The sequence below is a fragment of the Streptomyces sp. NTH33 genome, assembly GCF_003236365.1.
Classification (GTDB): domain Bacteria; phylum Actinomycetota; class Actinomycetes; order Streptomycetales; family Streptomycetaceae; genus Streptomyces.
The window spans coordinates 1-13,098 of sequence record NZ_POTZ01000169.1 but is presented as its reverse complement, the minus strand read 5'-3'; the positions used below and the strand labels follow the sequence as shown (position 1 = coordinate 13,098).

Annotated in this window: 8 protein-coding genes and 1 pseudogene; 5 read left to right on the top strand and 4 right to left on the bottom strand. The window is 73.1% G+C overall.

Features of this window, described 5'->3' with window-relative positions; all coding sequences use genetic code 11:
- Nucleotides 1–262 (bottom strand): annotated as a pseudogene (locus C1I97_RS17760) (hypothetical protein); the annotation flags it as partial.
- Between the two features lie 228 nt (nt 263–490).
- Between C1I97_RS17760 and C1I97_RS17755 the strand changes: the two are divergent.
- Both C1I97_RS17755 and C1I97_RS17750 read left to right on the top strand, forming a co-directional pair.
- Entirely contained in the window at nt 491–1,480 is a 990-nt protein-coding gene (locus tag C1I97_RS17755; RefSeq protein WP_111004199.1) for an ATP-binding cassette domain-containing protein, read from the top strand.
- Nucleotides 1,477–2,271 carry an ABC transporter permease gene (locus tag C1I97_RS17750; RefSeq protein WP_111004198.1) on the top strand — a complete coding sequence of 265 codons (795 nt, stop codon included), beginning with the start codon at nt 1,477–1,479 and terminating at the stop codon, nt 2,269–2,271. Before C1I97_RS17755 ends, C1I97_RS17750 begins: the two co-directional genes overlap by 4 nt.
- Before the next feature lie 35 nt (nt 2,272–2,306).
- On the opposite strand, the gene C1I97_RS17745 is transcribed toward C1I97_RS17750, so the two are convergent.
- Complete coding sequence (locus C1I97_RS17745; protein WP_111004197.1) at nt 2,307–5,444, bottom strand: ATP-binding protein; 3,138 nt, start codon at nt 5,442–5,444, stop codon at nt 2,307–2,309.
- A gap of 399 nt (nt 5,445–5,843) precedes the next feature.
- Here C1I97_RS17745 and C1I97_RS17740 point away from each other — a divergent pair, with 399 nt between their 5' ends.
- Both C1I97_RS17740 and C1I97_RS17735 read left to right on the top strand, forming a co-directional pair.
- On the top strand, nt 5,844–8,795 hold the full coding sequence (locus tag C1I97_RS17740; protein ID WP_111004196.1) for a SpoIIE family protein phosphatase: 2,952 nt from the start codon (nt 5,844–5,846) through the stop codon (nt 8,793–8,795).
- Nucleotides 8,796–8,875: 80 nt separating this feature from the next.
- Nucleotides 8,876–9,280, top strand: coding sequence for a hypothetical protein (locus tag C1I97_RS17735; protein WP_111004195.1), 405 nt, complete (start codon nt 8,876–8,878; stop codon nt 9,278–9,280).
- A 31-nt stretch (nt 9,281–9,311) separates the two neighbouring features.
- On the opposite strand, the gene C1I97_RS17730 is transcribed toward C1I97_RS17735, so the two are convergent.
- On the bottom strand, nt 9,312–10,238 hold the full coding sequence (locus tag C1I97_RS17730) for an SCO2400 family protein (protein WP_111004194.1): 927 nt from the start codon (nt 10,236–10,238) through the stop codon (nt 9,312–9,314).
- A 479-nt stretch (nt 10,239–10,717) separates the two neighbouring features.
- Nucleotides 10,718–11,728, bottom strand: a complete 1,011-nt coding sequence (locus C1I97_RS17725; protein ID WP_441349123.1) for a DMT family transporter — start codon at nt 11,726–11,728, stop codon at nt 10,718–10,720.
- 171 nt (nt 11,729–11,899) lie between these two features.
- On the opposite strand from C1I97_RS17725, the gene C1I97_RS17720 reads away from it, so the two are divergent.
- Entirely contained in the window at nt 11,900–12,817 is a 918-nt protein-coding gene (locus C1I97_RS17720; protein ID WP_111004193.1) for a LysR family transcriptional regulator, read from the top strand.
- The last annotated feature ends 281 nt before the right edge of the window (nt 12,818–13,098 follow it).

The following is a 13,098-nucleotide window of genomic DNA, read 5'->3' as shown; positions in this document are numbered from 1 at the left end:
GTCTCGGGCGGCAGGGGGGGGCGGAGGCCGCCTCCACGTCCTCGGAGGAGGAGGCGAACCGGTCTTTCAGCTCGCCGGGCAGGTGCGACAGCGCCCATTCGGGCCTCATCGCGACGAGGGCTACGGCCACGGCGGCGACCACTCCGACCCCGTGGAGGACCCGGCGCCGCCGTGCGGCCCGCCCGTCGAGCTCACGCCACGCCGGCCCGGTCCGCCATCCTTCCGGCACCGATCTGTTCCCGTCGGGCTCCTTCGCACCCATGGGTCCCTCCTCGTCGTACGTCCACATGGCTTCGAGAAACGCCTGCCGCGCCATGGAACACACGGTGCGATGGCGCGGGGGGTGGTCGAGACATCCAAGCAGCGGCCACCGATATCCGAGCGAGCGGGGTGTCCCTGACGTGCGCGTTTCAGCTCTCCGAAGCCCTCTCCAGCGGGCTGAAACCGGGCTGAAGCCGTTCTGAACCGCCTCGGCCGCACGCTCTGCGGCATGACGACGACGCATCGGGAACCCGCGATCGCAGCCACCGGGTTGCGCAAGTCCTACGGGGACAAGACCGTCCTCGACGGCATCGACATCCACGTGCCCGCCGGCACGGTCTTCTCGCTGCTCGGGCCGAACGGCGCGGGCAAGACCACGGTGGTCAACATCCTGTCCACCCTGATCTCCGCCGACGGCGGACAGGCACGGATCGCCGGGCACGACCTCACCGCCGAGGCGCAGGCGGTCCGGGCGGCCATCGGGGTCACCGGCCAGTTCTCCGCCGTGGACGGCCTGATCACCGGTGAGGAGAACATGCTCCTGATGGCCGACCTGCACCACCTCTCCCGTGGAGAGGGCCGGCGGGTGACCGCCGAGCTGCTGGAGCGGTTCGACCTGGTCGAGGCCGCGAAGAAGCCCGCCTCCACCTACTCCGGCGGCATGAAGCGCCGTCTCGACCTCGCCATGACCCTGGTCGGCGACCCGCGGATCATCTTCCTCGACGAGCCGACCACCGGCCTCGACCCGCGCTCCCGCCACACCATGTGGCAGATCATCCGCGAACTGGTCTCCGGCGGCACCACCGTCCTCCTCACCACCCAGTACCTGGAGGAGGCCGACCAGCTCGCCGACCGCATCGCGGTGCTCAACGGCGGCAAGCTCGTCGCCCAGGGCAGTGCCGGGGAGCTCAAGCGGCTCGTCCCCGGCGGCCACGTGCGGCTGCGCTTCTCCGACCCGGTGGTCCACGAACGGGCGGCGACCGCGCTGCGCGAGGCCACGTGTGACGACGAGGCGCTCACCCTCCAGATCCCCAGCGGCGGCAGCCAGCGCGAGCTGCGCGCCATCCTCGACTGGCTCGACGCCGCCGGGGTCGAGGCCGACGAGCTGTCCGTGCACACCCCGGACCTGGACGACGTGTTCTTCGCCCTGACCGGCAGCCCCGTACCCGCCCAGACCACCGAGTCCACCGAGTCCACCGACAAGGAGGCCGTCCGATGAGCGCCGCCACCCACGCCTTCCGCGACAACCTCACCATGCTGCGGCGCAACCTCCTGCACGCGCGCCGCTACCCCTCCCTCACCCTGAACGTCGTGCTCACCCCGGTCGTCCTGCTGCTGCTCTTCGTGTACGTCTTCGGCGACGTGATGAGCGCAGGCATCACCAGCGGTCCCGCGGACCGTGCCGACTACATCGCCTACCTGGTCCCCGGCATCCTCGTCATGACCGTGGGCATGACCTCGCTCGGCACCGCGGTGTCGGTGGCCACCGACATGACCGAGGGCGTCATCGCCCGGTTCCGCACCATGGCGATCTCCCGCGCCTGCGTGGTGGTCGGCCACGTGCTCGGCAGCGTGATCCAGACACTGCTGGCCCTGGTGCTGGTGCTGGGCATCGGACTGGCCATCGGCTTCCGGCCCGACGCGACGCCGGTGGAGTGGATCGCGGCGGCCGGGCTGATGACGCTGATCAGCCTCGCTCTGACCTGGATCGCGGTCGGCATGGGCCTGGTGAGTCCCAACCCCGAAGGGGCCAGCAACATCGGGCTGCCGCTGATGGCGCTGCCGCTCCTGTCCAGCGCGTTCGTGCCGGTGGACGCCATGCCGGGCTGGTTCCGCTGGTTCGCCGAGTACCAGCCGTTCTCGCCGGTCATCGAGACCCTGCGCGGGCTGCTGCTGGGCAGCGGGATCGGCACCACGAACGCGGTGCTCGCCGTCGCCTGGTGCCTGGGGCTGGCCCTGCTGGGCCACCTGTGGTCCAAGGCGCAGTTCACCCGCGAGCCGCGGCGGTGAGCCGCGTCACCCACGGGCCGCGGCGGTGAGCCGCGTCACCCACGGGCCGCAGCGGTGAGCTCGCGCAGCGCCGCGGCCCGCAGCTCCTCCCGCCCCAGGGCGGCGTACGCCGACCTCGCCTCGGCGTACGCCGCCCTGTCGGCGTCCTCGGCCGCCTGCCGGGCCCGGGACGAGAACAGGGTGGGGAACCCCCGCATCACCGGCATCCGCTCCGTCAGCGCCACCAGCCGTACGGCCGCCGTGTCGCCACCGGCCAGCCCGGCGAGTCCGAGCGCCAGCAGGACCGTGCCGTACACCGGCAGTTCCACCGGAGACCTGTCGTCCGAGGAACCGGACAGCATCCCGAGCAGCCGTTCCCGCAGTTGCCCGGCAAGCCCGGCCACCGGCTCCAGCCGACCATGCTGCGCGTGCGCCGCCAGCGCCGCCGACTGCACCTGAAGCGACCACTGATCCACGAACGGGTCGTCGGCCTGGAGCCGGCTGTCCTCCTGTATCGGCTCCACCGCCCGGCGCCACAGCCCGAGCCCGACCTCGGTGAGCCCCCGGGCCAGCGCGATCTCCGCCCGGGCGGGCAGATCGCCGGCGTAGGGCTGGGCGGACTCCGGCTGCTGATCCGGGGCCGCGAGTCCCAGCCAGTACTCCGCCTCGTCGAACTCCCCGCGCTGCAGACAGGCGTGCGCCAGCCCCCAGTGGACGCCGACGGAGTCCGACCAGTCGCCGAACTCATCGAGCGCGTCCAGCGCGGCCCGCAGATGGTCGTACGCCTCCGCGCCACGCTCGGACTGCAGGCACAACTCGCTGATCCGCCCATGACCGAGCAACTGAATGGCCGGATTGCCGAGCGGCCCCAGCGCGGCGAGCATCCGGCGGGCGCACTGAAGTGCGCGCTCCGTCTCGTGCTCGGACTCCCACACGTAGCTGGCGACGCCCGCCGCGACGCCCGCCAGCATGGGCTCGTCGGTGTCGCACAACTCCTGCAGCCGCGTGTAATGAGGCGGGTGCATGTCCGGTACGGCACCCAGTACGACGGCCAGCGCCCGCGGCACGGTGTCCGGCGGGGCGGGCGGCAGCCGGCGCAGCGTGACGAGCTGGCGTACGGCATGCGGGCCGTGGCCCATGAAGAGGCTGGCCGTGCACGCCGCCGCCGCGCTGCGGGCCGGCTCGACGTCCTCGGGGCCGGGGCGGAAGTGGGACAGCGGTCCGCCGGTCTCGGCGGCGAGCGTGGTCAGACGGGCGTAGTTGGAGGCGGTGGCCCACAGAGAGGCCAGCACGGCGGTGAGCGCCGCGGTGGTGGGCCCGTCGGCGCGGGCCAGCGCGTACCGCAGGGCCAGGACGAGGTTGTCCTGCTCGGCCCGGACACGGATCCACGAGCGCAGCGGCTCGCCGCGGAGCAGCACGTCGTGGTGCGCCCGGCCGAAGTCCCGGGCCCAGGAGAGGAACCGGTCGGTCACCGCCTCTTCCTCGCCCGCCTCCTCACGCCGGGCGGCGCTGAACTCCCGTAGCGTCTCCAGCATGTGGAAGCGCACCCCGGAAGGACTGTCACCCACCTTGATCAGGGACTGACCGGCCAGCCGCTCCAGCAGATCCAGCGTGTCCCCCGCCCCACCGAGCACGCACTCCGCCGCATCCTCGGTGAAACCCCCGGGGAACACCGACAACGCGCGCAGCGCTGCCCGACCGTCGGGTTCCAGCAGGTTCCAGCTCCACTCGACCACGGCCCGCAGCGTGCGATGCCGCTCGGGGGCGTCGCGAGCGCCGCCGCGCAGCAGCGCGAAACGGTCCCGGAGCCGGCGCGAGATGTCGGCCACGGAAAGCACCCGTACCCGGGCCGCCGCCAGTTCCACGGCCAGTGGCAGCCCGTCCAGGTGACGGCAGATCTCGGCCACCCGGTCGGCGGGCAGTTCCACGCCGGGCCTGGCCGCCCGCGCCCGCTGCTCGAAGAGTTCGGCCGAGGTCGCCAGGGAAAGCTCCGGCAGGGCGTACACGGACTCCGAGGTCAGCCCCAGAGGAGCCCGGCTGGTGGCCAGAACCCGCAGCTCCCTCGACCGCGACACCAGCGCCTGTACGAGACCGGCCGCACCGGCGATCACGTGCTCGCAGTTGTCCAGCACCAGCAGCACGGGGCCCGGACCCAGCGCGCCGACGATGCCGCTCACCACATCCTTGCCGCCGGTGAACTGCCGGCCTTCCCCGGCGCCGACGGCCGAGGCCACTTCACCGGCCACGTCCTCGTCGACGGTGACACCGGCCAGGGCGACGAAGTGCACCACAGGCTGTTCGGCCACCCGGCTCACCGCGTGGGAGAGGCGGGTCTTGCCCAGCCCGCCGGGACCGGTGACGGTGACCACCCTGGCGTCGCGCAGCAGCCCGGCCACGGCAGCGATGTCGGCGTCCCGCCCCAGCAGCGGGTTCGGCTCGTGCGGCACGCCGTGGCGGACCGGCGGCACGTCCGCGTTCAGCAGCTCCTGGTACACGGCCCTCGGTCCGGGCCCCGGATCGGTCCCCAGCTCGTCGCGCAGCCCGCGGCGGTACGTGTCGTACCGGGTCAGCGCCGCGGCCCGGCCCGCGGTGGCGGCCTCGCAGCGCAGCAGCTCCGTCAGCACCTCCTCGTCCCACGGCGACTCCCGCGCCAGCTCGGCCAGTGGTGCCGCTGCCTCCTCCCGCCGCCCCACCCGGGCGAGTGCGAGCGCCCGGGAACGGACCAGTGAACGGTGGGCCCGGACCCGGTCGGCGCGCAGCGCCACCACCGGATTGCGCAGGTCCTCATCCGCCCCGGCGCCCACGCTCCCGTCCCACAGGGCCAGGCCCGCCTCGGCCTGTGCCAGGGCGCCGCCGTGATCCCCCGCTCGCGCGTGCTCACCGCTCGCCGCCTCGTGCAGCAGCAGCGCGGAACTGTCGACCTGCGTCCCGTCCAGCGCCAGCCGGTATCCCGTCGGCGTGCTCATGATCAGATCGGCACCCAGTTGCGCCCTGAGCCGCGACACCAGGACCTGCACCGCCTTGCCCGGCCGCTCCGGCAGCTCGTCCGGCCACAGACCCTCCACCAGCCGCCCCGTGCTGCAGCCGGTGCGCAGATCCTCCGCGAGCAACGCCAACAGCCCGCGCAGCCGGGGTGCGGTGATCTCCCGTCCGCGGCAGGCGACTCGGGGCAGCAGGGTCAACTCGGTTGTCACGCGTGCAGATTAGCCAGCAGAGCGCCGGACGCACCCGCGGGACCACTGCTCTCGATGCTCTCGACCGCTCTTATCGCTCTCGTCGCTCTCGTCGCTCTCGTCGCTCTCGCCGAGCAGCCGGGCAGCTGGGCAGACCGGCGTCGGCCGCGGCCACTGCTTCGCCGGAGACGGCGCCCGCTACGACGAGGACGGCGACATCCGGCCGCCGGGCCGCGTGGACGGCGTTCATGAACGCCGTCATGCACGTCATCGGCCCTCTTTGGCCTTGGAGCGGCGTGGGCGACCGGCCCCCATGTCGTGTGTTGTGATTCGCGTCACAGGGGGCATACGGTGAAGTTGCGTGGAAAGGCCCCGGACCAGCCGAGCGGCGGCGCGGTCGGGGCGCTCCCACGTGAGGAAGTGATCCCGGTGTCCATCGCGTGGGACGACATCGGCGGGCTCGCCGACGCCCATGAGCGTTTCCTGTCCGGCGCGCCGGTCGAAGCGGACGTACGCGACTCGGTGCTCGACTCCTGGAAGCGGTGCCGGATCGCGGGTCTCGAGCCGGACCGGATGACGTTCCCCCGCACGCCCGAGCTGGAGCTGGACGACCGGCTCCTGCGTGCCGCCGAGCCGGTGCTGGCGGACCTGTCCGCGTCGCTCGCCGGTACGGGCGTGACGGTCGTGCTGTGCGACGGGCAGGGCCACATGGCCCAGCGGCTCGGGGGCGGCCGGAAGCTCCTCCAGCGCCTCGACGAGGTGCGCTTCGCCCCCGGATGCGACACCTCCGAACCGGTTTCGGGCACCAACGGCGTGGGCACCGCGCTGGCCGGACGCGGCCCGTTCTACGTCGTGGGCCGTGAGCACTTCGCCGACTGTCTGGTGCCGTTCGCCTGTGCGGGCGCGCCCGTCCGCAACCCGCTCAGCGGGTGCATCGAGGCCGTCGTCGACCTCACCTGCCTGCGCGACCACGGCGACCTGGCCATGCTGCGACTGGCCCGCGAAGCCGTTCGCGACATCGAGACGCGGCTGCTGGACCAGGCCACGGCACGGGAACGGGCCCTGCTCGCCGCCTACCGACGGGCACGCAACGGCGCGCCCGGATGGTCCTGGCCCGAGCGCACGCCGTCGGACCAGGCGAACGGACACGAGAACGCGGGACTCGGCCGGATCGACCTGGCCCTGCTGCGGGAGAAGGCCGAGGCGCTCATCGCCTCCCCGCAGCGCACCCTGGACGAGGTGGTCCTCCCCGGTGGGCGGATCGCCACGCTACGGCGCCGCCCGGTCACCGGAGCGGCGGGCGAGACCGGCGTGGTCGTCGAGGCCCGCATATTCGGCGGCCCGAGCCTGAGCGCCGTCGGACCCGGCGTTTCGGCGGAGCCGTTCCGGGCATCCGCGGCGGCCACCGTCATCATCCCGCCCGTGACACCTCCTGCGGCCCCGCCCGCGGCACCTCCTGCAGTCCCGCCCGCGGCACCTCCTGCGGCCCCGCTCGCGAGCCCTCCCGTGCTGCCTCCCGCCGCGCCGAAGCTGGACGGAACACCCCCGGCCGTCCTGCGCACGGCAGTGACCGCACCCCCTCCGGCGTCCGCGACCGGCGAGCCGTACCCGCGGGTCCGGACCGGAACGGACGGTCACGGCGACGGAGGAGGCTGGCCGCTGCTCGTCGGTGAGACCGGCGTCGGCCGGCTGGCGGTGCAGGCCCGCCGGCGTCTGGAGCTGCTGCACGAGGCCGGTCTGCGGATCGGCAGCACGCTGGACGTCACCCGGACCGCGGAGGAGCTGGCGGAGGTGACCGTCCCCCGGTTCGCCGACTTCACCGCCGTCGATCTGCCCGGTGCCGTGCTGCGCGGCGAGGAGCCCGAGCCGTTCCGCGTGGGCACCGCGTTGCGCCGGGTGGCGCTGGGTGCCATGGACGAGGACCCTCCCCTGTACGGCGCCGGGGAAGAGATACGGTTCACGCCGTCGACGCCGCAGGCCTGCAGCCTGGACAGCCGGCAGTCCGTGCTCGAACCCGCCCTGGCCAAGGCCCGCGGCTGGTTCGCCCAGGACCCGGCGCGGGGTGACCGGATCCTCGCGTCGGGCATCCACTCCCTGATCACGGTGCCGCTGCAGGCCCGCGGCGCGACCCTCGGCGTGGTGAGCTTCTACCGCTCCGGCAAACCGGCCCCCTTCGAGGACGACGACCTGTCCCTGGCCCAGGAGCTGGCCGCCCGCGCGGCCATCTGCATCGACAACGCCCGCCGCTACACGCGCGAGCACAACACCGCCCTCACCCTGCAGCGCAGCCTGCTGCCCCGGGGCCGGCCCGAGCAGAGCGCCGTCGAGGTCGCCTGCCGCTACCTGCCCGCACAGGCCGGGGTGGGCGGCGACTGGTTCGACGTGATCCCGCTGTCCGGCGCCCGGGTGGCGCTGGTGGTGGGCGACGTGGTCGGTCACGGACTGCACGCCGCCGCCACCATGGGCCGGCTGCGCACCGCCGTGCACAACTTCTGCTCCCTGGACCTGCCGGCCGACGACCTCCTCACCCACCTGGACGACCTGGTGGGCCGGCTCGACCGGGGCGAGGGCTGGGCGGTGGAGCCGACGTACCCGGACTCCGGGATCATCGGCGCCACGTGCCTGTTCGCCGTGTACGACCCGGTGTCCCAACGGTGCACCTTCACCCGCGCCGGGCACCCCCAGCCCGCGCTGGTCGCACCCGACGGCACGGTGGAGTTCGTCGACCTGCCGCCGGGGCCGCCGCTCGGGCTCGGCGGGATGCCTTTCGAGACCGTCGAGCTGGAGCTGGCCGAGGGCAGTCAACTGGTGCTGTACACCGACGGCCTGATCGAGAAGCGGTACCAGGACGTCGACATCGGCCTGGACGCGCTGCGCACCGTGCTCGCCTGCGCCGGCCGCGGCCCGGAGGACACCTGCGAGGCGGTCCTCGACGCACTGCTTTCGGCCCGGCCGGGCGACGACGTCGCCATGCTCGTCGCCCGCACCCACGCGCTCGGCCCGGAACAGGTCGCCCAGTGGGACCTGCCCAGCGACCCGACGGTCGTCTCCCACGCCCGCGCGTTGGCCACCGCGCAGCTCGACGCCTGGGGGCTGGACGACCTGGCCTTCACCACCGAACTCGTCGCCAGCGAACTGGTCACCAACGCCATCCGGCACGCCACCGGCCCGGTCCGGCTACGGCTGCTCCGCGATCGCGCACTCGTCTGCGAGGTCTCCGACGGCAGCAGCACCTCACCCAGGCTGCGCCGCGCCAGGAGTGAGGACGAGGGCGGGCGCGGGCTCTTCCTCGTCGCCCAGCTCGCCGAACGGTGGGGCACCCGCTACACCACCGACGGAAAGGTCATCTGGGCGGAACAGCCCCTGCCATGACGCACTGGCCGTCAAGTACTCAGACGACACTGAGTACTTGCGCCCTGGTCGGTGACGGGACGAGTCGGAACGCTTGAGCCATGAGCCAAGGACTGCTGAAACCCGCTCCCCCGTTGCTGTCGATCCCCGCGCTGGCCGTCGTGGCACTGGCGATGTGGGCTGCCTGGCTGGGCTGGGACCAGCACTACGACGTGCACCCCGATGGTTCGGTGACCGGTCCGTACGCGGCGTGGCAGGTGATCGGGCTGGTGCTGACCTTGCTGGCACCGGTGTGCTGGGCGGCATACCGGGGCTGGGTCACGGGCGCTGTGCTCGGCACCACGGCCGGCCTGACCGCTGCCGCCTGTTACGACTGGTCGGACGACGCCAGCGGCCTCTTCGTGATCGGCGCGGGGATGGTCATGGTGGGGAGCCTCGCCGCGACCACTGTCCTTTCCGCCGTGATCGCCTCCGTGAAACGAGCCGGACGACGGGCCGGAGCCTGACGGCACGCTGCCGGCCGGGTGCTGAGCGCAGTCAGCCCAGGCACAACACGAGCAGGCAGACCTGCGTCGGCGGTGTCGATGCCGGTGCGGGGTCGGTCTGGGTGCCGGACTTCGTGCCGGAATCCGTGTCGGAGTTCGTGCGGCCGGAGGCTGCGGGCGCCGAGGGCCGTTCCGCCGTCGTACCGGTGCGGTCGGGGGCCGTGTCGCCCGAGGACGGGGCGGTGTTCTGCGGCTGTGGGGCCGATGTCGCAGCCTGACGGGGAGACGCGGTGGCGTCCGTCCGGGCGATCGGCGGCGTGGTGTGCTGCGGGGCGTTGACCGTCGGCGACTGCGCCACGGGAGCGGTGTGGTCGGGAGCGGTGTGGTCGGAAGTGGCGTGGTCGGAAGTGGCGTGTGACGACCGGTGCGTGGTGGGCGGCGCCGGCGCCGGACGAGTGTGCTGGGGCGTCTGCTCCTCCCCCTGCTCCTCCTGCTCCTCCTCGGCGAAGCCGATGCCCTGGTTGTCCGGTGCTGTGGCCGCCTGTGCCCGGTCGGTGGCGTCACGCCCCATCGTGGCGATGGTCAGGCCGCCTCCGACGAGTGCGACGGCGGTCGCGACCGCGGCCCGGCGCTTGTTCTTCTTCCAGCGCGCCAGCTGGCGACGCCGCGCCGCCCGTCCCTGGCGCGCGGGAGGCATGTCCTCGACGCCGGTGGACGGGGCCGTGCTCGCGCCGGATCCGAGCTCTGCTTCGCCGTGCGGTTCGCCGGGCAGGGGGCCGTCGTGCCAGGCGTCGGGGACCCCGGCCCCTCCGGCATGCGTGATGCCGGGTGCGTCGCCGGTCGTCGTCGGGGCGGCGCCCCGGGCCGAGCCGGTGCGCGTGCCGACGGCGGGCGGCGCGATGTCCGGGGCGTAGGCGCCGCACCCGGGACACACCAGGGCGCCGTTGAGGTGCCGACGACACGAGGAGCAGTAGTCCATCTGCGATCTTCCTGGGTTGCGTGCGCCGTCGGCCCACCGGGGCCACGGCCTGGTCGCGTTCACACGTGGGATCGAGCGGTCAGTCACGCTAACGGGGATTTCGAAAGGCTGTGTGCAGTCCGTGCGACGCTCCTGCACAGATTCCCCGGACCCTTGCGCGAGCCCTCCCACACCTGTCCGGCCTGTGGGCCCGGTCCGCGTGCACGTGGCCAGGCTGCATCCGTGCACCGAGCTCACGGCGGCGTCCCGCGCCACGGCTGACCGCCCGCAGCGGCTCCGGTCCGCGCATCCCGGTGGCGGCCCGGGTGGGCCGTGCCCTGTCTGCCCAGCAGTTCAGCCGCCTGACACTGCGTGTGTTCTGCTACCTCCGGAGCGGCGGTCGGCCGGCCCCACCTCGTCCGTGCTGGGGCCAGGCGGTGGACGGTCTGCGGGACGGAAGAAGAGGAGGGTCGCGCGGCAGGCGGCCGGGGCGTCGGCGGTCACGACCCGGCCACCACGTCCTCGGAGGCAGGCTTCTCGGCCGTCGGCTCCCCTGCGGCCGCAGACGTGCCCTCCACCGCCCCCTCGCCGGCCGGAGCCGCAGCCGCGGCCGCAGCCGCGGCCGTCGCCCCGCTCCGCCGCGTCATCCCGACGCCCATGAGGACCACGGCCATGCCCAGCACCACCCGGGCGCTCAGGTTCTCGCCCAGGACGACCGCGCCGAGGAGGACGGAGACCACGGGCAGCAGATAGCCGACCACCGCGGCGTTGGTGGCACCCTCGTCGTTGATGATCCGGTAGGTGAGGTGGAAGGTGATCGCGGTGCAGAAGACACTGAGGACGACGGCTGCGATCAGGACCACCGGGCCGGGGTCGATCGACTCCAGGCCGCCGATCGGCATCGCGACGGCGGTCAGTCCGCTCGCGGCGACGAGCTGGGCGGCGGAGAGCGAGATGGTGGGAGTGCCCTTGCCGACCAGGGTGCGGCCCATGTAGGTGAACGCGATGGCGTAGCTGGCGGCCGCGCCGAGGATGGCGAGCGCTCCCCAGCCGGTGGCCCCGGCCGACTGCCACGGGGCGAGGATGACGATCGTGCCGGCGAAGCCGAGCAGGAGGCCCGCCATACGGGCCGGGCGGAGTCCGTCTACCGAGCCGAGGGCGAGACCGAGGGCGATCGACCAGAGCGGGGTCGTGGCGTTCAGGACTCCGGCGAGGCCCGAGTCGGCGGTCTGCTGACCGAGGCTGAACAGCGCGAACGGAAGCGCGTTGCAGAAGAAGGCCGCGACGACGATGTGGCGCCAGACGGTGACGCCCCGAGGCATGCGCCGGCCCGTCGCGTAGCAGGCGACCGTGAGGACGAGCGCGCCGAGGACACAGCGGACGAACGTGACCTGGAGCGGGGAGAGCCCGCGCAGCGCCAGCTCGATCCAGAGGAAGGTCGAGCCCCACAGCAGGGCGAGCACGGCCACGCGCAACCCGCCCCACAGGCTCCGACTACTGCTGCTCACGATGCTTTCCTCCGTTCGGTCGATACTCGGCCCGGTACGCGGCTCGGCGTTCGACTTCGGTGGCCGGTTCCACCGGTGGGCCGGCGGCTCGCCCGGTCCCGGCCCTTCGACGATGCCCCAGATGAACTTTGAGAACAAGCAAATGGTTCTACCAGGTTTGTTAAGCTCTACTACATGCTTGATGTGAGGCGACTGCAGGTCCTGCGCGCGGTGGTCACCAGCGGCACGGTCACCGCTGCCGCGGCCCACCTCGGCTACACACCGTCCGCCGTCAGCCAGCAGGTGGCGGCACTGGAGAAACAGGCCGGCACGCCACTGCTCGAACGCGTCGGCCGCGGGGTGCGGCCGACCGCCGCCGGTCTGCTGCTCACCGAGCACGCGGCCCTGATCAGCTCGGCCGTCGCCCAGGCCGAGACCGCCCTCGCCGACCTCCGCGCCGGACGCACCGGCAGCTTGTCGGTCCGTTACTTCGCCACGGCGGGCTCCACGCTGGTGGCCCCCGCCCTGGCCCGGCTCCGCGCAGAGCACCCCGGCGTTCGCGTCGACCTCGAACTCACCGACCCGGAGGACCCGTCCCAGGAGGTGGTACGGGGCCGGGCCGACCTGGCCGTGGTCGTCCAGGCGCATGACCGCGCCGGCGACGGCTTCCGGCTCGTCCACCTCCTCGACGACCCGTACGCCGTCGTACTGCCCCTCGGTCATCCGCTCGCGGACAAAGAGGCCATCGACCTGAACGAGCTGTCCGGCGAGCAGTGGGTCGGCAGTGAGCCGCCCGGGCCCTGCCTGGAACCGGTGATCGACTCCTGCGCGGCGGCCGGCTTCAGCCCCGACTTCGTCGTCAAGAGCGAGGACTACGCCACCGCGCAGGGCTTCGTCGCGGCCGGTCTCGGTGTCGGCCTGATGCCGAGGCTGGGGCTGCGCGGTCGGCACCCCGGCGTCGTGGTGCGTCCGGTCCGCAACCCCGAACCGGTCCGGGTGATCTCGGCGGCCGTACGGGAGACCGCCCTCGAACAGCCCGCCCTGCGCGGACTGCTGGAGGCGCTGCGCGACGCGGCCGCCGCCGACCCGCCCGACGAACCCGGGGCGGACTGACCGCGCTCCGGGTGGCCCGGACCGGCGGGAGCGCATGCCGGGCGGCTTCGAGGAGCAATATGCCGGAACCCGTGGCACCCCGCAGCAGCCCCACAACCACTCAGGGGCCCGACCCGCTGAGCGGATCAGGCCCCTGACCTGGTACTTCACTGTCGGGGTGGCGGGATTTGAACCCACGACCTCTTCGTCCCGAACGAAGACCGCTAGCAAGTGGTGCCCGCGCTCCGCTGCTGGTCAGCGGGCGTTTGGTGCATGGGGGCGGACTGGGGGCAGATCATCCG